This is a genomic window from Micromonospora echinospora (assembly GCF_014203425.1).
Taxonomy (GTDB): Bacteria; Actinomycetota; Actinomycetes; order Mycobacteriales; family Micromonosporaceae; genus Micromonospora; species Micromonospora echinospora_A.
This window is the reverse complement of the sequence record NZ_JACHJC010000001.1, coordinates 3,225,120-3,247,500: the sequence shown is the minus strand read 5'-3', so window position 1 is coordinate 3,247,500 and position 22,381 is coordinate 3,225,120. Positions and strand designations below refer to the sequence as shown.

Here is a 22,381-nt window from a genome sequence, read left to right as displayed (position 1 = left end):
CCGGGGCACCGCCCGGTTCTCAGGTCCCGCGCTCCGGCCTGTCAGGTCTTTCGCCCTGTTTCGTCCGTTCCGCGCTGGCATAGAAAAAGTTACGCGCCCAGCGGAGTGATCGTCAAATCCGCTGGGCGCGTCCCGCGTCACATCGTCGACAGCGGACTATCCGCGCAGCTCGACACCGGCGAACGAGCGCTTCCCCCGACGCAGCACGAGGTACCGGCCGTGCAGCAGGTCGTCGGCCGACACCACCGCGTCCACCTCGGAGATCCGGGTGTTGTTCACGTAGGCGCCGCCCTCGGCGATCACCCGGCGTGCCTCCTTCATGCTCGGCACCAGGCCCGACTCCTTGAGCAGGCCGGCGACGTCCGGCAGCTCGTCGAGGTGCACCAGGCCGGCCTCGGTCAGCGCCGCGCGCAGCGTCTCCGGGGCCAGCTCGTCGAGCGAGCCGCGCCCGAACAGCGCCTGGCTGGCCGCCACCGCCTGGGCCGCCTCCCGCTCGCCGTGCACGAGCGTGGTCAGCTCCTCGGCCAGTGCCCGCTGGGCGAGGCGCGCCTGCGGCCGCTCCGCGGTGGCCTTCTCCAGCTCCTCCAGCTCCTCGCGGGAGCGGAAGCTGAAGTACCGCAGGTAACGGCTGACGTCCCGGTCGTCGGCGTTGACCCAGAACTGGTAGAACGCGTACGGGCTGGTCATCTGCGGGTCGAGCCAGACCGTGCCGGTCTCGCTCTTGCCGAACTTGGTGCCGTCGGACTTCGTCACCAGCGGCGTGGTGAACGCCTCCACCGGCCCGGCGCCGCGCCGCCGGATGTAGTCCACACCGGCGGTGATGTTGCCCCACTGGTCGGAGCCGCCGTACTGGAGCCGGCAGCCGTGCCGGCGGTGCAGCTCGAAGTAGTCGTTGGCCTGGAGGAGCTGGTAGCTGAACTCGGTGTAGCTGATGCCCGTCTCCAGCCGCGCCTTGACCACCTCGCGGGCGAGCATCTTGTTCACCGGGAAGTGCTTGCCGACGTCCCGGAGAAATTCCACCACCGACATCTCGCCGGTCCAGTCCAGGTTGTTGACCAGTTGCGCCGCGTTCTCCCCGGAGTACGTGACGAACGGCGAGAGCTGCTCGCGGATGCGCTCCACCCAGCCGGCGATCACCTCGGGCGGGTTCAGCGTGCGCTCGGCGCTCTCCTTCGGGTCGCCGATCTGCCCGGTGGCGCCGCCGACGAGCAGCAGCGGACGGTGCCCGGCCTGCTGGAGCCGGCGGGCCATGACGACCTGCATCAGGTTGCCGATGTGCAGGCTCGGCGCGGTGGGGTCGAAGCCCACGTAGAAGGTGGTGCTCCCGCCGTCGAGCAGCTCACGCAGCTCGTCAAGGCCGGTCGAGTCCTGGATCAGGCCCCGCCACAGCAGGTCTTCGGTCAGGGAGTCCCGCCCCTGCGGGAGGTTGCTGTCGGTCACGGTCACCGATTGTCCCCCATTCCCGCCCCCGGCCCGTACCGGGTTTGCCGACGTGGCGGCGACTAGGCTGGCGGCGCCGTCGAACGCGAGGAGGAACCGCGGTGGACATGCCGAACCTGACCGGTGGCTTCGTGGCCCTGCTGGGCCTGACGTTCGACGAGGTCAGCGGGGACCGGGTGGTGATCCGCTGGAAGGTCCGCCCGGAGCTGCACCAGCCGTACGGGATCCAGCACGGCGGCGTCTACTGCTCGGTGGTGGAGACGGCGGCCAGCATCGGCGGCGCGCTCTGGCTGGGCGACAAGGGCAACGTCGTCGGGGTGTCGAACCAGACCGACTTCCTGCGCGCGGTGCGCGACGGTGAGCTGACCGCTGTCGGCACGCCCGTGCACCGGGGCCGCAGCCAGCAGCTCTGGCTCGTGGAGATCACCGACGCCGACGGCCGGCTGGTGGCCCGCGGTCAGGTGCGGCTGCAGAACCTCACCGCCTCCTGACGCATTCGCCCAAAACCGGGCACTGACGCCGATATCGTCGCCTCGGTGAGATCGTCCGCACCCGGCCCGACGTGAGGAAGCTGTTCGCCGCCACGCTCGGCGTGCTGTCGGCGGTCGGCGGATTCGTCGACATCGGTGACCTGGTGGCGGCCAGTCAGGCCGGCGCGCTGTTCGGCATGGCGCACACCTGGGTGCTGCTGATCGGCGTGGTCGGCATCTGCGCGTACGCGGAAATGGCCGGCCGGATCGCTGCGGTGAGCGGGCGGGCGGTGTTCGACCTGGTCCGGGAGCGCCTCGGACCACGCGTGGCGCTGCTCAACCTGGTCGCGTCGTGGCTGGTCACGGTGGTCACGCTCGCCGCGGAGCTGGGTGGGGTGGCGCTGGCGCTGCAACTGGCGACCCGGGTGAGCCACCTGTTCTGGGTGCCACTGGCCGCGCTGGCGGTCTGGCTGGTGCTGTGGCGGTTGCGGTTCGAGCTGATGGAGCGGATCTTCGGCCTGGCCGGGCTGGCGCTGCTGGTGTTCGCGGTCGCGCTGGTGGCGCTGCCGACCGACTGGCCGGCACTCGGGCAGGGCGCGTGGCAGATCAGCGCGGCGGGGCACGGCTGGCCGCTGTACTGGTTCGTGGCGGTGGCGCTGTTCGCCTCGACTGTCAGCCCGTACGAGGTGTTCTTCTTCTCCTCCGGCGGCGTCGAGGAGCGGTGGGGCGCGGCGGACCTGGCGCGGGCCCGTTCGAACGTGCTGATCGGCTTCCCGGTGGGCGGGTTCCTGGCGTTGTCGCTGGTGGCTGTGGCCACGGTGGCCTACCACCCGTCCGGGGTGTCGTTGAGCACGCTCGACGAGGTGGCGCGGCCGGTGGCCACGGCGCTGGGCGGCGCAGGCCTGGCCACGGCTGTGCTGGCGTTCTTCGCGGTGACGTTCGGCGCGGCGCTGGAGACCGGGCTGTCGGCGGCGTACGCGGCGGCGCAGTACTTCGGGTGGCAGTGGGGCAAGCGGGTCCGCCCCCGGGAGGCGGCCCGGTTCCACAGCGTCCTGCTGGTCGGTCTGCTGCTCGGTGTGGTGATGCTGATGACGACGGTGGACCCGGTGCGGCTGACCGAGTACATGCTGGTGCTGAGCGCCGTGGTGCTGCCGCTGACGTACCTGCCGATCCTGGTGGTCGCGAACGACAGGGGGTACCTCGGCGACCGGGTCAACGGGCGGTGGATGAACCTGCTCGGCGCGGTGTTCCTGCTGCTCATCGTCGCGGCCTCGGCGGCCGCGATCCCACTGGCGATCATGACGGGGATGGGGCCATGAGGGTTCAGCTGGCCAGGCGGCTGCTCGACCGGCAGATCGTCGACGTGGACGGACTGCTGGTCGGGCGCGTCGACGACATCGCGTTCGCTGTCGACGACGAGGGTTTCCCGTACGTGGACTGCCTGCTCACCGGGCAGGGCGCGCTCGGGGAGCGGATCGGCGGGCGGGTCGGGCGGCTGCTGGTGGCGGTGGCGGACCGGTTCACCGACGACCCGCCGGTGCCACCGTTGCGCGTACCGCTGTCCCAGGTCGCCCGCGTGGACAGCGCGGTGCGGCTGCGCTGCCCGGCGGCGGACCTGCCGCCGTCACCGGTGGAGGCGTGGCTGCGCCGGCACCTGATCGAACGGATCCCGGGATCCGGCCATGCGAGCGGGTGAGCTGCTCGGCCGCACCGCGTACGACCTGCACGGGCGGCGGCTCGGCCGGGTGGTGGACGTGGTGGTGCGCGGCGGGTGGCCGCCGGACCGGCTGCGGATCACCGACGTGATCGTCGCCGGGCACTGGTGGACCCGGCTCATCAGCCGCCTGATCGGCCCGGAGCTGCACCCCTCCGGTCCGTGGCTGCTGCGGGTGGTGGCCCGGCTGGTCGGGCGCAGCACCCACCAGGTGCCGGCCGACGCGGTGCAACTGCTCCCGCCGGTGCCCGGCTTCCCGTTCGGCCCGCCGGCCGGCCGCCGCTGACCGGGACGGCGCGCGGGCGGACGCCGCTCAGCGGCGTGCCTCGTCGAGTTCCGGCGCGTCGGCCGGGTCGCCGGCGTCGTCCGCGGTGTCGTCGTCCGGTGCGCCGTCGCTGCGGCCGCGGCGGCGGACGTGCACCTCGGTGATGGCCCGCTGGTCGACGTCGGCCACCGTCAGCTCCCAGCCGTCCACGGTCACCTGCTCCCCCGCCACCGTCGGGATGTGCCCGAGGCAGCTCAGCACCAGCCCGGCGACTGTGGTGTAGTCGCCCGCCGGCCGGTTCGGCAGCTCCACGCCGAGGTCGGTCAGGTCGTGCACCGGGAACGTGCCGGGCAGCACCAGCGTGCCGTCGGGCTCGGTGCGCACGGAACGCAGGTCCCGGTCGGTCTCGTCGTAGATCTCGCCGACGATCTCCTCCAGGATGTCCTCCAGCGTGACGATCCCGTCGACCGCGCCGCGCTCGTCCACCACGAGCGCGATGTGCTGGCGTTCGGCCTTGAACTGGCGCAGCGCGTCGACCACCGGCAGCGAGTCGGGCAGCAGCATGGGCGGGCGGGCGATCTCGTCGACCGGCCGGTCGTCGGAGACGCCGACCAGGTCACGCAGGTGGATGACGCCGACCGCGTCGTCCAGGCCGCCGTGGCGGACCACCGGCGCCCGGGAGTGGCCGGTCGCCGCCAGGACCAGCCGCGCGGCCTCCGCGGTGGTGCCGCTGTCGAGCGTGAAGACCTGCAACCGGGGTACGAGCACCGCGCGCAACTGCCGGTCGGCGATCTCCACCGCGCCCGCGATGATCGTGCGCTGTTCCTTGGTGAAGCCGTGGTTGCCGGCCACGATGTCGCGCAGCTCGTCCGGGCCGATCTCGTCCGGCTCGGCCTTCGGGTCCAGGCCGAACAGGCGTACCACCAGGTCGGTGGTGGCGCCCAGCAACCAGACGGCCGGCCGGGTGATGCTGGAGAGCAGGTCCAGCGGGCGGGCCACCAGCAGCGCCCACCGCTCGGCGGACTGCATCGCGATCCGCTTCGGCGCCAGTTCGCCGAAGACCAGCGTGACGAACGTGAGCACCAGCGTCACCGCGACGATGGCGGCGGTCTCGGCGGCGTTGCCGAACGCGCTGAGCAGCGGTACGAGCGGCCGGGCCAGGGACACCGCGGCGGCGGCGGAGGCGAGGAACCCGGCGAGTGTGATGCCGATCTGAATGGTCGCCAGGAACCGGTTCGGGTCCTTCGCGAGGCGGGCCAGTGTCCGTCCGCCCCGGCCGCTGCGCTCCAGCCGCTGCACCTGGCTGTCCCGCAGGGACACCAGCGCCATCTCGCTGCCGGCGAACGCCGCGTTGAGGATCACCAGCACACCGACCAGGGCCAGCTGGCTCCAGTAGCTCTGCACGACCGGTTATCTCCCTCGACCCGATCCAGGTCGGCCGATGGCCGACTCGCCGTCCGGCAGGCCCGGCCGGCGTGGACCCCTCAGTGCCCCGCGGGCCCGCCGCTGAATCATGACCGGCCGCCGGTGTCACCCGCCGGGCGCCGGGTCAGGCCGGTACGGGCAGGTCCAGCACGTACGCGCCGTCCTCGGGCCGGAACCCGAGCCGGTGGTAGTAGGGGGCGACCATGCCGGGCGGGCTGACCACCCGGCGGAAGCCCCGGTCGGTGAACAGCCGGCTGCGCCGGTAGACGAACTCGCCCGGGGTGAAGTCGCGGAACGGCGGGGTCACGTAGTCCAGGTCGATCTGGGCAACCCCGTCCGGTTCGGCGTGCGAGAGCATCACGCCGACCACCTCGTCGGCGCGTACCACGAGGAACGCCGAGCGGTCGTCGGCGTCGGCGTCCCAGCGGAAGCCCGGGTTGAAGCGGGCGATGTCGGCGGCGTGCACGCGCAGCGTGTGTGCCAGGAACGCGTCGCCGGTGCCCACCTCGACCACCTGGTAGGTCTGCTCGTCGTGCCGGGTGGCCAGCAGCTTGCGCAGGTACCAGACGTTGATCACGGTGAGCACCACGTTCAGCCCTACCATCGGCCAGACCTGCACGGCGGCGTTGTAGCCGATCAGGATGAGGCAGCCGACCAGGTTGAGCGCGCGCAGCCGCAGGATCCGCGTCTGCAGCAGGGACCAGACCAGCAGCGCGGAGCCGGCCCAGCCGACGAGTTCCAGCCAGTTCACCCGGGGAGACTAGCGGCCTGCCTGGTCAGGCCCCTCGGCGGGCAGCTCCAGCACGTACTCCTCGACCTCGGCGCCGCGCGCCGGGGCGTACCCCGAGTCCTCGCCGACCACGACGAAGCCGCACTTGCGCAGCACCGCCAGCGAGGCGGCGTTGTCCTTCGCGGCGCGGGCGCGCACCGGCCGCTGCGGCAGCTCCCGCAACAGCGCGGCGAGCCCGGCGGTGGCGTAGCCGCGCCCCCAGCGCCCCGGGTCGATCCAGTAGCTCACCTCGATCCGGTCGTCGACCGGGAACGCCGCCACATGCCCGACCACCTCGCCGTCGGCGGTGACCGTGCGGTTGACGATGCGCTCGTCGGCGCGGATCCGCGCCCAGTGCGCGTCGAACGCGGCCCGATCCGACGGGTCCTTCGGGCCGAACGCCGCCATCCAGTTGGCCTGCGGGTCCTGCTCGTGGGCGAAGAACATCGGCAGGTCGTCGTCGCGTACCGGGCGGAGCCGCACCTCAGTGGTCACGGCCGGAGACGATACCGGGACCCACCGACACCGCCTCGGGACCATCGGCCCGCTCCCGGCCCCGTCCGGCCCTGCCACGCCGACCGGCCACCGGTCTACCAATGAGGTGGGACCACGCAGTCGAGGAGGCCGGATCATGTCGAAGTACGTCTACGACTTCATCGAAGGTGACCGCAGCCAGGCCGACCTGCTCGGCGGCAAGGGCGCCAACCTCGCCGAGATGACCCGGCTCGGGTTGCCGGTGCCGCCCGGGTTCACCGTCACCACCGACGCCTGCCGGGCGTACCTGGCCACCGGGGCGCCGCCGGACGGCCTGTACGAGGAGATCAACGCGCGGCTGCGGGAGGTCGAGGCGCGGCTGGACCGGTGGCTGGGCGACCCGCGGGACCCGCTGCTGCTGGCGGTCCGTTCCGGCGGGCGGTACTCGATGCCGGGGATGATGGAGACGATCCTCGACATCGGGCTCAACGACACCACGGTGGCGGGACTGGCCGCCCGCACCGGCGACGAGCGGTTCGCGTGGGACTCGTACCGGCGGCTGATCCAGATGTTCGGCCGCACCGTGCACGGCATCCCGGCCGACGAGTTCGAGCACGAGCTGGCCGCGCTGCGGGCCACCGCCGGACCGGACGGGCCGAGCGCCGGGCAGTTGCGCGACCTTGTCGACACGTACAAGAAGATCTTCGCCCGGCACGTCGGGCACGACTTCCCGCAGGCCCCGCACGAGCAGCTGTTCCTGGCCGTGCGCGCGGTGTTCGAGTCCTGGCACTCGGAGCGGGCCCGGATCTACCGGCGGCAGGAGCGCATCCCGGACGACCTGGGCACCGCCGTCAACGTGATGGCGATGGTGTTCGGCAACCTCGGCCCGGACTCCGGCACCGGGGTGGCGTTCACCCGCGACCCGGCCACCGGCGCCCCCGGCGTGTACGGCGACTACCTGAGCGACGCGCAGGGCGAGGACGTGGTGGCGGGCATCCGCAACACCGTGCCGCTGACCGAGCTGGCCCGGCTGGACCCGGAGAGCTTCCACCGGCTGCGGGAGATCATGGCGACGCTGGAGCGGCACTACCGCGACCTGTGCGACGTCGAGTTCACCATCGAGCGCGGGAAGCTGTGGATGCTGCAGACCCGGGTCGGCAAGCGCACCGCGGCGGCGGCGTTCGTGATCGCCGCGCAGCTGGCCGAGGAAGGGCTGATCACTGCCGACGAGGCGCTCACCCGGATCACCGGGGCGCAGCTCGCCCAGCTGATGTTCCCGGCCTTCGACACCGCCGGCGCGCCCGAGCCGCTCGCCGTCGGCGTCGGCGCCTCCCCCGGCGCCGCGGTCGGACGGGTGGTCTTCGACTCGGCCGCCGCGGCGGCGTCCACCGGCCCGGTGATCCTGGTCCGGCCGGAGACCAACCCGGACGACCTGCCCGGCATGATCGCCGCGGTCGGGGTGCTCACCTCGCGCGGCGGGAAGACGTCGCACGCCGCCGTGGTGGCCCGGGGCATGGGCCGGACCTGCGTGTGCGGGGCCGAGGCGCTGACCATCGACGTGGAGCGCGGCGAGTTCACGGTGGGCGAGCACGTGGTGCGCGCCGGCGAGGTGATCTCCATCGACGGCACCAGCGGGCGGATCTGGCTCGGCGAGGTGCCGGTGCAGCCGTCCCCGGTGGCCCGGTACCTGACCGGTGAGCTGCGGCCGGAGGCCGACCCGCTGGTCGCCGCCGTGCACCGGCTGCTCGGGCACGCCGACGCGGTGCGCACGCTCGGCGTCCACGCCAACGCCGACACCCCGGACGACGCGCGGCGCGCCCGCGAGCTGGGCGCCGCCGGGATCGGGCTGTGCCGCACCGAGCACATGTTCCTCGGCGAGCGCCGGGAGCTGGTCGAACGGCTGATCCTGGCCGACGGCCCGGCCGAGGTCGGCGCGGCGCTGGACGCGCTGCTGCCGTTGCAGCGGGCCGACTTCCTCGGGCTGCTCACCGCGATGGACGGGCTGCCGGTCACGGTCCGGCTGCTCGACCCGCCGCTGCACGAGTTCCTGCCTCCCCTTGCCGAGCTGACCGCCCGGGTGGCGGGCGCGCAGGCGCGCGGCGAGGAGCCGGGCCACGACGGCGTGCTGCTCGCGGCGGTGCGCCGGATGCACGAGACCAACCCGATGCTGGGGCTGCGCGGCGTACGGCTCGGGCTGGTGGTGCCGGGCCTGTTCGCGATGCAGGTGCGGGCGCTGGCCGAGGCGGCCGCGCAGCGGGTCCGGGCCGGCGGTGACCCGCGCCCGGAGATCATGGTGCCGCTGGTCGGCGACGTGCGGGAACTCGCCGCGGTGGCGGACGAGGCGCGGCGGGTGCTGGCCGGGGTGCCGGGTGCGCCGGAGATCCCGATCGGCACCATGATCGAGACGCCCCGGGCGGCGCTGACGGCCGGGGACATCGCCGCCGAGGCGCGCTTCTTCTCCTTCGGCACCAACGACCTGACGCAGATGACCTGGGCGTTCTCCCGCGACGACGTGGAGGGGGCGTTCTTCTCCACGTACCTGGAACGGGGGATCTTCCCGGTGTCGCCGTTCGAGAGCATCGACGCCACCGGGGTGGGCCGGCTGGTCCGCCTCGCCGTCGCCGAGGGGCGGGCGGCTCGGCCGGACCTGACCGTCGGGGTCTGCGGCGAGCACGGCGGTGACCCGGACTCGATCGGGTTCTTCGCCGCGGCCGGGCTCGACTACGTCTCCTGCTCGCCGTACCGGGTGCCGGTGGCGCGGCTGGCCGCCGGCCGGGCCGCGGTCGAGGCCCGCACCGAGAAGTCCGACTCCCGCTAGGAGGGCAGTGTCATGACCGCCATCTTCAACCCGACCGGACCGGCGGTCGCGCCGGTCCCCCGCCCGGCGCCGCCGCAGGCCGCGGCGCCCGCCCTCACACCGGCCGGGCCGGTCGGTCCGGTGCTGGAGCTGCCCGGGGACGCCGCGCTGGTGCCGGTGAACCGGGACGGCCGCCCGGTCGGCGTGTTCGTCGCGGCCGGCGGCCGGGTCCGCTACCGGCGCGTGGTCGAACCCGACCAGCTCGTCGCGGCCGCCACCGGCGCGTTCGCGGTCGCCGCGCTCACCGCCGCGGTGGCGCTGTGGTCGCGGCGCCGCCCGCCGTCGGTCGGCACCGTCACCATGGGGCCGGGCGGCTGGGTCAGCCTGCGCGGCGTGCCGGGGCCCCGGCTGCGCCCGGACGACCGGCCCTGGTGGGCTCGCGTGCTGCGGGCCCGCCGCCTGGTCGTCGATCGCTGACCACCCCCGGGGTACGGCCGCCGGCACGTCACCGGCGGCCGTACCGCCGTTCCCGGCCGCGAGAGGGGCCGTTGGTCCCGGGTCACGGCGGTCCTGCGCCCCTGCCCGGCAGCGCCCGGGAGGACGACGCTGAGGGTGAGAACGAGACCGAGGGAGGCCCGCGATGCGCGCCAGTGTCGTCACCGCGTTCGACCGTCCGATGGAGATCACCGAGCGTCCCGTGCCGGAGGCCGGCCCGGGCGAGATCCTGGTCCGCATCGAGGCCAGCGGACTCTGCCACACCGACATCCACGCCGCTCGCGGCGAGTGGCCGGTGAAGCCCACCCCGCCGTTCGTGCCCGGTCACGAGGGCGTCGGGCTGGTCGAGAAGGTCGGTCCCGGCGTCACCGAGCACGCCGTCGGCGACCGGGTCGCGCTGCCCTGGCTCGGCTGGGCCTGCGGCACCTGCTCGTACTGCGTGACCGGCTGGGAGACGCTGTGCGAGTCGCAGCGCAACACCGGCTACAGCATCGACGGCGCGCACGCCGAGTACGCCGTGGCGTCGGCCCGCTACGCGGTCCGCGTGCCCGACGGCGTGGACCCGTTCGTGGCCGCGCCGCTGACCTGCGCCGGCGTCACCACGTACAAGGCGGTCAAGGTCGCCGGCGTACGGCCGGGCGAGCGGGTCGCGATCTTCGGCATCGGCGGCCTCGGCCACCTCGCCCAGCAGTACGCGCAGATCTTCGGCGCCGAGACGGTCGCGGTCGACGTGACCGCCGAGAAGCTGGACCTGGCCACGTCGCTGGGCGCGGCGCACACAGTCGACGCCGCCACCACCGACCCGGTCGAGCGGATCACCGCCCTGGGCGGCGTGGACGTGGCGATCGTGCTGGCCGCCAGCCCTCGGGTGATCGAGCAGGCCCACCTCTCGCTGCGCCGCGGCGGCCGGCTGGTGCTCGTGTCGCTACCGGCCGACAACGCGATCACCCTGCCCGTCTTCGAGACGGTGCTCAAGGGCATCACGGTGCTCGGCTCGATCGTCGGCACCCGTGCCGACCTGGCCGAGGTCTTCGCGCTGCACGCCGCCGGCCGCACCCGGGTCGTCTACGAGACCCGCAAGCTGGACGAGATCAACGACGCGGTGGACGACGTCCTCGCCGGCCGGGTCGCCGCCCGGCTCGTGCTCCAGCCCTGACCCCCGCCCCGGTCCCCGCACCCCGCGGGGACCGGGCCCGCCGACGCCCGGAGAGGGACCGACATGACAGTCACCGAAGCCCTGGCCCCCTGGCGCGGATTCCACGCCGGAGCGTGGCAGGAGACAGTCGACGTGGCCGACTTCGTCCGCCACAACCACGATCCGTACACCGGGGACGCGTCGTTCCTCACCGGACCGACGCCGCGCACCCTCGCGGTGTGGGACCGGCTGCGGGAGATGTTCGGCGAGGAGCGGCGGCGCGGCGTGTACGACGTCGACGCGGCCACCCCGTCGGCGATCACCTCGCACGCCCCCGGGTACATCGACCGGGAGCGGGAGCTGATCGTCGGGTTGCAGACCGACGCGCCGCTGCGGCGGGCGATCATGCCGGCCGGCGGGCTGCGGATGGTGGAGACCGCGCTGCGTGCGTACGGGCGCGAACCGGACCCGCGCGTGCACGAGATCTTCACCCGGTACCGCCGTACGCACAACGACGCGGTCTTCGACGCGTACCCGGAGGACGTGCTGGCCGCACGGCGCTCGCACGTCATCACCGGGCTGCCCGACGCGTACGGGCGCGGGCGGATCATCGGCGACTACCGCCGGGTCGCGCTGTACGGCGTGGACCGGCTGATCGAGGAGCGCCGGACGCTCAAGGCGGCGCTGGACGGCCGGCGCAGCACCGACGACGTGATCCGCGACCGGGAGGAACTGGCCGAGCAGATCCGCGCGCTCGGCGAGCTCAAGGAGATGGCCGCCTCGTACGGCTTCGACATCTCCCGCCCGGCCGTCACGGGCGCGCAGGCGATCCAGTGGCTCTACTTCGCCTACCTGGCCGCCACGAAGGAGCAGAACGGCGCCGCGATGTCGCTCGGCCGCACCGCCGGGTTCGTCGACGCCTACCTGCGGCGGGACATCGCCGAGGGGCGGCTGGACGAGAGGGGCGCGCAGGAGCTGATCGACGACTTCGTGATCAAGCTGCGGATCATCCGCTTCCTGCGCACCCCCGAGTACGACCAGCTGTTCTCCGGCGACCCCACCTGGGTCACCGAGTCGCTCGGCGGAATGGGCGCGGACGGCCGCCCGCTGGTCACCCGCACCACGTTCCGCTACCTGCAGACGCTCTACAACCTCGGCCCGGCCCCGGAGCCGAACCTGACGGTGCTCTGGTCGCCCCGCCTGCCCGAGGGGTTCAAGCGGTTCTGCGCCCAGGTGTCGCTGGACACCAGCGCCATCCAGTACGAGAACGACGAGCTGATCCGCCCGGCGTACGACGACGACACCGCCATCGCCTGCTGCGTGTCGGCCATGCGGGTCGGCCGGGACATGCAGTTCTTCGGCGCCCGGGCGAACCTGGCGAAGGCGCTGCTGTACGCGATCAACGGCGGCCGGGACGAGCTGTCCGGCGCACAGGTCGCCCCGCCGGCCGCGCCGGTCGGGAGCGAGACGCTCGACTACGACGAGGTGCTGGCCGCGTACGACCGGACGCTAGACTGGCTCGCGCAGACGTACGTGGACGCGCTGAACGTGATCCACCACCAGCACGACAGGTACGCGTACGAGCGGCTGGAGATGGCGCTGCACGACCACCCGGTGCGCCGCTTCATGGCAACCGGCATCGCCGGCCTGTCGGTAGCCGTGGACAGCCTGTCGGCCATCCGGTACGGCCGGGTCAAGGTGCTGCGCGACGAGACCGGCATGGCAGTCGACTACGCGGTCGAGGGCGAGTTCCCGACGTACGGCAACGACGACGACCGGGCCGACGAGATCGCGGTGTGGCTGGTCGAGACGTTCGCGGAGAAGCTGCGCCGCCAGCGCACGTACCGCGACGCGGAGCTGACCATGTCGGTGCTCACCATCACCTCGAACGTGGTGTACGGCAAGCACACCGGCAACACGCCGGACGGCCGGCGCGCCGGTGAGCCGTTCGCGCCCGGGGCGAACCCGATGAACGGCCGGGACACCCACGGACTGGTCGCGTCCGCGCTGTCGGTGGCGAAGCTGCCGTACGACGCGGCCCGCGACGGCATCTCGCTGACCGGCACCGTCACGCCGGACGGCCTGGGCCACACCCGCGACGAGCGGATCGCCAACCTGGCGGGGGTGCTCGACGGCTACACCGACGCCGGCGGGTTCCACCTCAACGTCAACGTGCTGGACCGGGCCACGCTGCTGGACGCGATGGCGCACCCGGAGCGGTACCCGCAGCTCACCGTCCGGGTCTCCGGGTACGCGGTGAACTTCGTCCGGCTCACCGCGGAGCAGCAGCGCGACGTGGTGTCGCGGACCTTCCACGGGTCGCTGTGAACGGCCGCCCGCCCGCGCCGCCGGAGGTTGCTCCGGCGGCGCCGGGGTGTGTCGCCGGCGCGGTGCACTCCTGGGACACGTCGGTCGGGGTGGACGGGCCGGGCACCCGGTTCGTCGTCTTCCTGGCCGGCTGCCCGCTGCGCTGCCGCTACTGCCACAGCCCGGACACCTGGTACGGGCGTAGCGGCCGGCGCCGCACTGTGGACGAGATGGTCACGCTCGCCACCCGGTACCGCCGGTTCATCCAGGTCGCGGGCGGCGGCGTCACTGTGAGCGGCGGGGAGCCGCTGCTGCAACCGGCGTTCACCGGCGAGCTGCTGCGCCGCTGCCACGACCTCGGCCTGCACACCGCGCTGGACACCTCCGGCTTCCTCGGCGTACGCGCCGACGACGCGCTGCTGGACGCCACCGACCTGGTACTGCTCGACGTCAAGGCGGGCAACCCGCAGACGTACCGCCGGGTCACCGGCACCGGCCGGCTCGCGCCGACGCTGCGGTTCGCGCAGCGGCTGGCCGACCGGGGTACGCCGATGTGGATCCGGTACGTGCTGGTGCCCGGGCTGACCGACGCGGTCGACGAGGTGGAGCGGGTGGCCGACATCGCGGCCGGGCTGGCCACCGTGCAGCGCGTGGAGGTGCTGCCGTTCCACCGGCTCGGCGCGCACAAGTACGCCGAGCTGGGGCTGACCTTCCCGCTGGCTGACACCGAGCCGCCGGACGCCGACCTGCTGGCCCGGGTACGCGGCCAGTTCACCGCGCGCGGCCTCACCGTCACCTGACCGGCGCCCCCGCGGAACACTACGATCGGGGCATGCCGAATCTGCTTCCGACCGCACGTATCCGCGCCCTGGTCGCGACCGGCGCACAGGCGACCGGAGCGCGGGCCGTCGGCGCGCAGGCCACCGGCGCGGGCGCGACCGGCGCGCGGGCGCTGGGCGCCACGGCCGTCGGCGCGATCGCCTTCGGCGCGTTCGCGCTCGGCGCGGTGGCGGTGGGCTCACTCGTGATCGGCCGGCTGGCGGTGCGCCGCGCGGTGATCCGCGAGCTGCGCATCGGCCGGCTGGAGGTGGACGAGCTGGTCGTCCGCGACCGCTAGCTCGCCGCCGCCGTCGGATAGCCGTACAGGTCGAGCAGCCGGACCCGGGACGCCTGGAGGCGGTCCACCACCACGCTCATGAACCGGGTGGTGAGCTGGCGGCCGAGCGTGTCGTCGGACTCCATCAGCCGGCGTACCCCGTCCGCGTCGAGTTCCACGGCGGTGCTGCGCTGGGTGGCGACCGCGCCGAACTGCCAGCGGTACGGCGGGAACAGCCAGGACCAGCCGAGCACCCCGCCCGGGCCGATCGTCTCGATGCCCACGTCACCGCGGCCGGGCACCGGGAAGTCCAGCGCCACCTGGCCGCCGCGGACCAGCCAGAAGCGGTCGGCCGGCTGGCCGGCGCGGAACAGCCGGTGCCCGGGGTGCCAGACCACCGGGCGCGCGTAGCCGGTGAGCCGGGGCAGCCACTCGTCGGGCAGCCCGGCCAGGAACGGATGGACGCGGAGCATCTCCAGCGGGGTCATCGCGCCTCCAGGATCGGCAGGAGGGAGCAGTCGTTCCATTCCACCTCGCGATCGGCCCGGCCGGTAGGGGCCGATGGTCCCGGTCAGGGCGGGCGGATCGCCTCTGCCCAGGTGGGAGCCGTCGGCGCAGGCTGAGGGGGAACCCGAGGAGGACGCGATGACCGACAGGACCGGTGCCCCCGTCGTGGTGGGCGTGGACGGTTCCCCGTCCGCGCTGGACGCGGTACGGCTGGCCGCACGCGAGGCGGTGCTGCGGCACCGGCCGCTGCGGGTGGTGAACGCCTTCCTGTGGCCGCTGGTCGGCACGCCGCTGGGCATGGTCGCCCCGGTGCTGCCCGACATCGAGCTGCGCCAGGAGGCCGAGAAGCTGGTCGAGGAGGCGGTGGACGAGGCCCGCAAGGTCGGCGCGGAGCTGGCGGTGACCGGCGCGGTGGTCGACGGCGGGCCGGTGGCGGTGCTGCTGCGGGAGAGCCGCGACGCCGCGCTGCTCGTGCTGGGCCACCGTGGCCTGGGTGGCTTCGCCGAACTTCTGGTCGGCTCGGCGGCGGTGCAGCTCTCCGCCCGCGCGGACTGCCCGGTGCTCGTCGCCCGGGGCGAGGCCCGCGCCGACGGCCCGGTGGTGGTCGGCGTTGACGGCTCGGCGCTGTCGGACGAGGCGGTCGGCTTCGCGTTCGCCGAGGCCGCGGCGCGCGGCGCCGAACTGGTGGTGGTGCACACCTGGCTCTACCCCCAGCCGGTGAGCTACCGCGAGGCGTTCGGCGACGTCCTGCCGCTGGCGTACGAGCCGGAGCAGTTGCGCGCCGACGAGCAGCGGGTGCTGGCCGAGGCGGTCGCCGGCTGGACCGAGCGCTACCCGGAGGTCACGGTGCGGCCGAAGCTGGTCGCCGCCGCCACGCCTGCCCGGGTGCTGGTCGAGGAGTCCGTCGGGGCGCAGCTGACGGTGGTCGGCGCGCACGGGCGGGGTAGCCTCGGCTCGCTGCTGCTCGGCTCGGTCAGCCACGCCGTGCTGCACCACTGCCACAGCCCGCTGGCCATCGTCCGGCACCGCGGGGGCCGGGACCGCTGAGCCGGTTCGGCGGTCCCGGCGCGGCCGGGACCGCCACAATGGCCTGAGCCGACCGGAGGGAACAGACCTGATGAACCGACCCGTCGTGGTGGGAGTGGACGGATCGCCGTCCAGCCTGGCCGCCGCCGACCTGGCCGCCGCGACCGCCGTGGCGCGTTCCCGGCCGCTGGTGCTGGTGCACGGCTACCTGCACCCGCTCGGCTACGGCGTGCCCCTCAACCCGTACGACCTGGGGGTGCCGGCGCCCACCGCGGAGTCGGAGAAGATGCTGGAGTCGGTCGCCGCCGACCTGGCCGAGCGGCACCCGGGCCTGCGCGTGCAGGTGCGCCAGGTGGCCGGCGGCCCGGGCGCGACGATGGTCGAGGAGTCCCGCCGCGCCGAGCTGGTGGTGGTGGGCAGCCGGGGCGTGGGCGGCTTCGCCGGCCTGCTGCTCGGCTCGGTCAGCGGGCAGCTCGCGCAGCACGGGCACTGTCCGGTGCTGATCGTCCGCCCGGAGGAACAGCCGATCCCGGTGGACGGGCCGGTGCTGGTCGGCGTGGACGGCTCCGACTCGGCCGCGTACGCGATCGAGCTGGCCGCCGCCGAGGCCGAGCGGCGCGACGCGGAGCTGGTGCTGATGCACGTCCGGTCGCCCGAACGCGGCGCGGTGGCGCCCGAGGTCGCGGCGGAGGCGTCCACCGCCGAGCGGGCCGAGGCCGCAGGGCTGCTGGCCGAGGCCGCGGACCGGGTTCGGGCGGCGCACCCGGGCCTGCGGGTGACGGAGCGGTCCGTCACCGCCGCCTCGCCGGAGACCGCACTGCGGGAGGCCAGCGGCGAGGCGTCACTCGTGGTGGTCGGCTCCCGGGGCCGGGGCGGCTTCGCCGGGCTGCTGCTCGGCTCGGTCAGCCAGGCCATGGTGCAGCACTCCCACTGCCCGGTGCTCGTCGCCCACCGGCCGGAGCCGGCCGGCGACTGACGCGCCGCACGGGGTGGCCTGATCCGCTCCGGTCCACCGAGCCGGCCCGGCCCGAGGGATGTCTTCCGAGCGATATGACTGAGAGGCATATTTATGCCTCTCAGTCATATCTGGTTTCCGGCGTGGTTCGCCGGCGACGGTCACGCCCGGTAGCGGTCGGCTCCGCGCCGAACCGCCCCGGCGTCAGGCCGGATCGCGGCCGGCGAGCAGGTCGGCGAAGTCGGTGGTGAGCGCGAACGGGTCGGCCGGGCCGGTCGCGGGCGGCCGGCGGTCCACCTGCTCGGCCAGCTCGGCGGCGGCCCGGCGGATCCGGGACCGCAGCGCGCTGTCGCCGTCGTCGCCGGCCCAGTCCTCGGGCGCGGCGAACACCGCCGTGGGCAGTGTCGCCGCCCGCAGGTACGTGAACATCGGCCGGACCGCGTGCTCCAGCGCGAGGGAATGCCGGGCGGTGCCGCCGGTCGCCCCGATCAGCACCGGCTTGCCCGCGAGGGTGTCCCGGTCGATGACGTCGAAGAACGACTTGAACAGCCCGTTGTAGGACGCGTTGAAGATCGGCGTCACCGCGATCAGCGCGTCGGCGGCCGCCACGGCGTCGAGCGTCTGCCGCAGCGCGGCCGGCGCAAAGCCGGTGAGCAGGTGGTTCACCACGTCGTGGGCGTGCTCGCGCAGCTCCACGGCGCGCAGCTCGACTGCCGCGCCGCGGCCGGCCAGCTCGTCGCGGGCGGCCGCGGCGAGCTGGTCGGCGAGCAGGCGGGTGGACGACGGCTGGGCGAGCCCGGCCGAGACGACCGCCACGGTACGGCTGGTCATCGCTGCTCCCCGTCGGCCGGCGTGGCGTCGCGGGCGGCCAGCAGGCTGGCGTGGGTGGGCGCCTCGGGCACGTGCGCGGGACGCATCGAGTCGAACTCCTTGCGCAGCACCGGGACCACCTCCTCGCCCAGCAGGTCGAGCTGCTCCAGCACCGTCTTCAGCGGCAGGCCGGCGTGGTCGATCAGGAAGAGCTGCCGCTGGTAGTCGCCGACGTACTCGCGGAAGCCCAGCGTGCGGTCGATGACCTGCTGCGGGCTGCCCACCGTCAGCGGCGTCTCGCGGGTGAACTCCTCCATCGACGGGCCGTGCCCGTAGACCGGGGCGTTGTCGAAGTAGGGGCGGAACTCGCGTACCGCGTCCTGGGAGTTGCGGCGCATGAAGACCTGCCCGCCGAGGCCGACGATGGCCTGGTCGGGCGAGCCGTGGCCGTAGTGCGCGAAACGCTCCCGGTAGAGGCCGACCATCCGCTGGGTGTGCTCCTTGGGCCAGAAGATGTGGTTGGCGAAGAAGCCGTCGCCGTAGTACGCGGCCTGTTCGGCGATCTCCGGGCTGCGGATCGAGCCGTGCCAGACGAACGGCGGCACGCCGTCGAGCGGGCGCGGGGTCGACGTGAACGCCTGCAACGGCGTACGGAAGCGGCCCTTCCAGTCCACGACGTCCTCGCGCCAGAGCCGGCGCAGCAGGTCGTAGTTCTCGATGGCCAGCGGGATGCCGTTGCGGATGTCCTGGCCGAACCACGGGTAGACGGGCCCGGTGTTGCCGCGCCCCATCATCAGGTCCACCCGGCCGTCGGCGAGGTGCTGGAGCATCGCGTAGTCCTCGGCGATCTTCACCGGGTCGTTGGTGGTGATCAGCGTGGTCGAGGTCGACAGCAGCAGCCGTTCGGTGCGCGCGGCGATCCAGCCGAGCATGGTGGTCGGCGACGACGGCACGAACGGCGGGTTGTGGTGCTCGCCGGTGGCGAAGACGTCCAGGCCGACCTCCTCGGCCTTGAGCGCGATGGCGGTCATGGCCTTGATCCGCTCACGCTCGGACGGCAGTCGCCCGTTTGTCGGGTCGAGGGTGACGTCACCGACGGTGAAGACTCCGAACTGCATGACCAGCTCCTCGCGTGGGGTCCGGACCGGTCGGCCCGGGATCGCTCCTCACAACATATTTGACGAGTCAACTATTCCGGTGGTCGCCCGCTCTGGCGTGGCCCGGATCACGCGCCACCCACCGACTACCCTTGCCGCGATGACGTACCCCTGGCTCCAGGCGCCCGCCGCGCAGGTCGCGGACACCGCACGGACGCTGCTCGGCTGGACCGTGTCGGCCGGCGGCGTCGCCGTCCGCCTCACCGAGGTCGAAGCGTACGCGGGCACCGGCGAGGATCCGGCGTCGCACGCCCACCGCGGGCCCACGCCGCGCAACCAGGTCATGTTCGGGCCCGCCGGGCACGTGTACGTGTACTTCGTGTTCGGCATGCACTGGTGCGCGAACATCGTCTGCGGGCGTGACGGCGAGGCGGCGGCGGTGCTGCTGCGCGCGGGCGAGGTGATCGACGGCATCGAGACCGCCCGCGAGCGGCGGCCACGCGCCGCCGACCGGGATCTGGCGCGCGGGCCGGCCCGGCTGGTCACCGCGCTCGGGCTCGGGCGGGAGGCCAACGGCTCCTCGGCGGTCGACGGCAGCGGTCCGCTGCTGCTGACGCCACCGGCGAGCCCGGTCGACCGCACGCGGATCGTCGCCGGGCCGCGTGTCGGGGTCGCCGCCGCGCACGACCTGCCGTGGCGGTTCTGGCTGGCGGACGAGCCGAGCGTGAGCGTGTACCGGCGACACACCCCGCGCCGCCGGCCCGCTCCGGCCGCCTCGGTGCGGAACTCACCGGCCTGAATCGACCGTTCCGGGCAACCCGGAACACCCTACGGCGCGTCTGTGGTGCATGACGCGCCGTCCTCTCACCACGTCCTGACGGCACGACGTCTTGCACGAATGACTTTCAACACAGTGTTGACAACAAGCCATTCTTGGGTGTGGGATGGACGTCATGGTCACCGTGAACAACGACCCGTTCACCGCTCCGGATGCTGCCCAGGCCCGGGCGCACCGCAACTACGCGGCGCTGCTGCGGATCGCCGAGCGGCACGCCGGCACGAACTCCCGCCGCCGGCGCTACGCCCACCCCGACGTGCCCGACGCCTACGAGGCGGCCACGCTGGTGATGGCGCTCGCCGGAGGCGCCGAGCTGGACGACGGCGAGGAGCCTGTCGACCAGGCCGACCTGATGGCGGCACTGACGCTCATCCCGCACGTGCGGGCCGAGGTGGACGCGCTGGAGGCCGGGCTGCTGCAGGTGGCCCGCGGGCGGGGCATGACCTGGCAGGCGATCGCCTTCGGGCTGGGGCTGGGCAGCGCCCAGGCGGCCCGGCAGCGCTACGAGCGGCTCACCGTCCGCACCGGCACCGGCGACTGACCGGCGCGCCGGCGCCGGGCCCGCGGATTGTCACAGCGGCGGGCCAGACTGTGCCGGACGACGGCACGGGAGGACGCGATGACGCGCGAGGAGATGCTCGCCTACTGCCTGGCCAAGCCGGGAGCCTGGCTGGACCGGCCGTGGGAGGGCGACGAGGTGGTGAAGGTGGGCAGCCGCATCTTCGCGTTCCTCGGCTCGCCCGAGGGTGAGGCGCGGCTCGGGGTGAAGTGCGGGGCGTCCCGGGAGGTGGCCGACGAGTGGCTGCACCGGTTCCCGGCCGACGCGCGCCCCTCCCCCTACATCGGCCGGTCCGGCTGGAACACGCTGCGGCTCGCGGGCGGCATCCCCGACGACGAGCTGATCGAGGCGGTCGACGGGTCGTACGACGCGGTGGTGGCCAAGCTGCCGAAACGCGAACGCCCCACAGGCTGACCGAACGAACTCGCTCAGACCGACTGGCGCCGCCGCTTGTGCGGCAAATCCGAGCAATGGCGGGAGCCGCCCCGAGCGACGGAGCCCGAAGTCCGAGACCGCAGCCCAACGTCCGGCAAGCGGGATCCGCGTTCCACAAAGCAGGACTCTTGTAGATCTTGGAGGCTTAGCGCCCCTATGGGGCCATTTCGTACCAAGATCTCGGCGCGGGGCGCGGGGCGCGGGGCGGGGCCGGAGCGGCGGGCGCAGGTGCCGGAGGGACAGCGGAGGGGCGCTGGGCTGGTCCGGGGCGGGCGAGCGCCTGCCCCGGATCAGCCGCAGGTCAGCGGGGGACGACCCGCTCGGCGGCCCACTCCCGCCAGCCGGTCAGCTTGTCCGCCGCGGCGGCGAGCTGGTCGGCGACCGGGCCGGGGCCGGTGGAGCCGGGAGTGATGCGCGCGGCCAGCGCCGAGCGCACCGACAGCACGTCGCGCACCGACGGGTCCAGGTGCTCGCTCACCGCGGCCAGGTCGGCGTCGGACACCTCGTCCAGCGCGCAGTCACGGACCGCGCAGAGCGCCACCAGCTTGCCGGTGATCTCGTGCGCGTCGCGGAACGGCACGTTGCGCCGGACCAACCAGTCGGCGACCTCGGTGGCGAGCGAGAAGCCCGACGGGGCACTCGCGACCAGGCGGTCCACCCGGACCGTCATCGTGGAGATCATCCCGGCCAGCGCGGGCAGGAGCAGCTCCAGCGTGTCGACCGCGTCGAACGCCGGCTCCTTGTCCTCCTGCATGTCCCGGTCGTACGTCATAGGCAGGCCCTTGAGCATGGTGAGCACGCTCATCAGGCCGCCGACCAGGCGGCCGGACTTGCCCCGGGCCAGCTCGGCGATGTCCGCGTTCTTCTTTTGCGGCATGATCGACGAGCCGGTGGCGAAGGCGTCGTCCAGCTCGACCCAGCCGAACTCCTGCGACGTCCAGAGCACCACCTCCTCGCCGAGGCGGGACAGGTGCACGCCGATCATGGCGGTGACGAACAGGAACTCGGCGACGAAGTCGCGGTCCGCGACCGCGTCCATCGAGTTGGCGAACGAGGTGCGGAAACCCAGCTCCTTGGCGACCGCCACCGGGTCCAGCGGCAGCCCCGAGCCGGCCAGCGCGCCCGCGCCGAGCGGGCTGATCGCGGTCCGCTCGTCCCAGTCGCGCATCCGCTCCAGGTCGCGCAGCAGCGGCTGCACGTGAGCCAGCAGCCAGTGCCCGAACGTCACCGGCTGGGCGTGCTGCAGGTGCGTCATGCCCGGCGCGGCGGTGTCCACATGCCGTTCCGCCTGCTCCACCAGCGCCTCGGCCAGCTCGACCAGCCGGGCCGCCACGCCGCGGGCGTGGTCGCGCAGGTAGAGCCGCAGGTCGGTGGCGACCTGGTCGTTGCGGGACCGGCCGGCGCGCAGCTTGCCGCCGAGGGTGCCCAGCCGCTCCAGCAGGCCGCGCTCCAGCGCGGTGTGCACGTCCTCGTCGTCCACCGTCGGGCGGAACGCGCCGGAGGCGCACGCGGCCTCCAGGTCGTCCAGCGCGGCCAGCATCCGGCCCAGTTCGTCCGGGTCGAGCAGGCCGGCGCCGGCGAGGACCCGGGCGTGCGCGCGGGAACCGGCGATGTCGTACGGGGCGAGACGCCAGTCGAACTGGACACTCACCGACAGCCGCGCGAGCGCCTCTGAAGGGCCGCCGGCGAACCGGCCGCCCCAGAGGCTCGTCCGGTTGGCGGGGGCGCTGTTCTCGGTCAGGCTCTTGTCGTCCACCCCACCCATTG

General features: G+C 73.7%; 23 protein-coding genes. 15 read left to right on the top strand and 8 right to left on the bottom strand.

From position 1 onward, the window contains the following. Positions 1-156: 156 nt before the first annotated feature. On the bottom strand, positions 157-1,440 hold the full coding sequence (tyrS, locus tag FHU28_RS15340) for a tyrosine--tRNA ligase (RefSeq protein WP_184684758.1): 1,284 nt from the start codon (positions 1,438-1,440) through the stop codon (positions 157-159). Positions 1,441-1,541: 101 nt separating this feature from the next. On the opposite strand from tyrS, the gene FHU28_RS15335 reads away from it, so the two are divergent. From FHU28_RS15335 to FHU28_RS15320, 4 genes are all read left to right on the top strand, one after another. Beyond that, on the top strand, positions 1,542-1,931 hold the full coding sequence (locus FHU28_RS15335; protein ID WP_043324903.1) for a PaaI family thioesterase: 390 nt from the start codon (positions 1,542-1,544) through the stop codon (positions 1,929-1,931). A 71-nt stretch (positions 1,932-2,002) separates the two neighbouring features. Further along, positions 2,003-3,229: an NRAMP family divalent metal transporter gene (locus tag FHU28_RS15330; protein WP_184684756.1), complete on the top strand. Its 1,227-nt coding sequence runs from the start codon at positions 2,003-2,005 to the stop codon at positions 3,227-3,229. Next, a complete protein-coding gene (locus FHU28_RS15325) occupies positions 3,226-3,606 on the top strand; it encodes a hypothetical protein (protein ID WP_184684747.1) in 381 nt (126 codons plus the stop codon). Before FHU28_RS15330 ends, FHU28_RS15325 begins: the two co-directional genes overlap by 4 nt. Next, a complete protein-coding gene (locus tag FHU28_RS15320) occupies positions 3,593-3,910 on the top strand; it encodes a PRC-barrel domain containing protein (RefSeq protein WP_184684745.1) in 318 nt (105 codons plus the stop codon). The genes FHU28_RS15325 and FHU28_RS15320 overlap by 14 nt, the downstream gene beginning before the upstream one ends. A gap of 27 nt (positions 3,911-3,937) precedes the next feature. Here the strand turns inward: FHU28_RS15320 and FHU28_RS15315 are convergent, their stop codons facing one another. From FHU28_RS15315 to FHU28_RS15305, 3 genes are all read right to left on the bottom strand, one after another. After that, a complete protein-coding gene (locus tag FHU28_RS15315; RefSeq protein ID WP_184684743.1) occupies positions 3,938-5,293 on the bottom strand; it encodes a hemolysin family protein in 1,356 nt (451 codons plus the stop codon). A 145-nt stretch (positions 5,294-5,438) separates the two neighbouring features. Continuing rightward, positions 5,439-6,065 (bottom strand): hypothetical protein, encoded by a 627-nt coding sequence (locus FHU28_RS15310; protein ID WP_184684741.1) that lies wholly within the window; start codon positions 6,063-6,065, stop codon positions 5,439-5,441. A 9-nt stretch (positions 6,066-6,074) separates the two neighbouring features. Continuing rightward, the gene (locus FHU28_RS15305) at positions 6,075-6,578 is read right to left on the bottom strand and encodes a GNAT family N-acetyltransferase (RefSeq protein WP_184684739.1); all 504 of its coding nucleotides are present in this window, start codon (positions 6,576-6,578) and stop codon (positions 6,075-6,077) included. Positions 6,579-6,714: 136 nt separating this feature from the next. Between FHU28_RS15305 and ppdK the strand changes: the two genes are divergently transcribed. The 6 genes from ppdK (at position 6,715) to FHU28_RS15275 (ending at position 14,408) form a co-directional block, all read left to right on the top strand. After that, on the top strand, positions 6,715-9,375 hold the full coding sequence (ppdK, locus tag FHU28_RS15300; RefSeq protein ID WP_184684737.1) for a pyruvate, phosphate dikinase: 2,661 nt from the start codon (positions 6,715-6,717) through the stop codon (positions 9,373-9,375). Positions 9,376-9,387: 12 nt separating this feature from the next. Next, on the top strand, positions 9,388-9,831 hold the full coding sequence (locus FHU28_RS15295) for a hypothetical protein (RefSeq protein ID WP_184684735.1): 444 nt from the start codon (positions 9,388-9,390) through the stop codon (positions 9,829-9,831). 163 nt (positions 9,832-9,994) lie between these two features. Beyond that, positions 9,995-11,005: a zinc-dependent alcohol dehydrogenase gene (locus FHU28_RS15290; protein ID WP_184684733.1), complete on the top strand. Its 1,011-nt coding sequence runs from the start codon at positions 9,995-9,997 to the stop codon at positions 11,003-11,005. A gap of 63 nt (positions 11,006-11,068) precedes the next feature. Further along, positions 11,069-13,312 (top strand): formate C-acetyltransferase, encoded by a 2,244-nt coding sequence (gene pflB, locus FHU28_RS15285; RefSeq protein WP_184684731.1) that lies wholly within the window; start codon positions 11,069-11,071, stop codon positions 13,310-13,312. Beyond that, complete coding sequence (gene pflA / locus FHU28_RS15280; RefSeq protein WP_184684729.1) at positions 13,309-14,091, top strand: pyruvate formate-lyase-activating protein; 783 nt, start codon at positions 13,309-13,311, stop codon at positions 14,089-14,091. Before pflB ends, pflA begins: the two co-directional genes overlap by 4 nt. Positions 14,092-14,123: 32 nt before the next feature. Continuing rightward, entirely contained in the window at positions 14,124-14,408 is a 285-nt protein-coding gene (locus FHU28_RS15275; RefSeq protein WP_091424444.1) for a hypothetical protein, read from the top strand. Here the strand turns inward: FHU28_RS15275 and FHU28_RS15270 are convergent. Further along, positions 14,405-14,875, bottom strand: coding sequence for a cyclic nucleotide-binding domain-containing protein (locus FHU28_RS15270; RefSeq protein WP_013285560.1), 471 nt, complete (start codon positions 14,873-14,875; stop codon positions 14,405-14,407). The genes FHU28_RS15275 and FHU28_RS15270 overlap by 4 nt on opposite strands. A 157-nt stretch (positions 14,876-15,032) precedes the next feature. Between FHU28_RS15270 and FHU28_RS15265 the strand changes: the two genes are divergently transcribed. Both FHU28_RS15265 and FHU28_RS15260 read left to right on the top strand, forming a co-directional pair. Continuing rightward, a complete protein-coding gene (locus FHU28_RS15265; protein ID WP_184684727.1) occupies positions 15,033-15,941 on the top strand; it encodes a universal stress protein in 909 nt (302 codons plus the stop codon). Positions 15,942-16,011: 70 nt separating this feature from the next. Then, entirely contained in the window at positions 16,012-16,896 is an 885-nt protein-coding gene (locus tag FHU28_RS15260; RefSeq protein WP_184684725.1) for a universal stress protein, read from the top strand. Between the two features lie 183 nt (positions 16,897-17,079). Here the strand turns inward: FHU28_RS15260 and FHU28_RS15255 are convergent, their stop codons facing one another. After that, the gene (locus FHU28_RS15255; protein WP_184684723.1) at positions 17,080-17,706 is read right to left on the bottom strand and encodes a CE1759 family FMN reductase; all 627 of its coding nucleotides are present in this window, start codon (positions 17,704-17,706) and stop codon (positions 17,080-17,082) included. After that, a complete protein-coding gene (locus FHU28_RS15250; protein WP_184684721.1) occupies positions 17,703-18,803 on the bottom strand; it encodes an LLM class flavin-dependent oxidoreductase in 1,101 nt (366 codons plus the stop codon). The genes FHU28_RS15255 and FHU28_RS15250 overlap by 4 nt, the downstream gene beginning before the upstream one ends. Before the next feature lie 139 nt (positions 18,804-18,942). Here FHU28_RS15250 and FHU28_RS15245 point away from each other — a divergent pair, with 139 nt between their 5' ends. The 3 genes from FHU28_RS15245 to FHU28_RS15235 all read left to right on the top strand — a co-directional run bounded on the left by FHU28_RS15245 (position 18,943) and on the right by FHU28_RS15235 (position 20,593). Further along, complete coding sequence (locus tag FHU28_RS15245; protein ID WP_184684719.1) at positions 18,943-19,581, top strand: DNA-3-methyladenine glycosylase; 639 nt, start codon at positions 18,943-18,945, stop codon at positions 19,579-19,581. Between the two features lie 145 nt (positions 19,582-19,726). Then, positions 19,727-20,161 (top strand): DNA-binding protein, encoded by a 435-nt coding sequence (locus FHU28_RS15240; protein ID WP_260412989.1) that lies wholly within the window; start codon positions 19,727-19,729, stop codon positions 20,159-20,161. A gap of 78 nt (positions 20,162-20,239) precedes the next feature. Continuing rightward, positions 20,240-20,593: an MmcQ/YjbR family DNA-binding protein gene (locus FHU28_RS15235; RefSeq protein WP_184684717.1), complete on the top strand. Its 354-nt coding sequence runs from the start codon at positions 20,240-20,242 to the stop codon at positions 20,591-20,593. Positions 20,594-20,915: 322 nt separating this feature from the next. Here the strand turns inward: FHU28_RS15235 and argH are convergent, their stop codons facing one another. Next, a complete protein-coding gene (gene argH / locus FHU28_RS15230) occupies positions 20,916-22,379 on the bottom strand; it encodes an argininosuccinate lyase (RefSeq protein ID WP_184689558.1) in 1,464 nt (487 codons plus the stop codon). Positions 22,380-22,381: the final 2 nt, after the last annotated feature.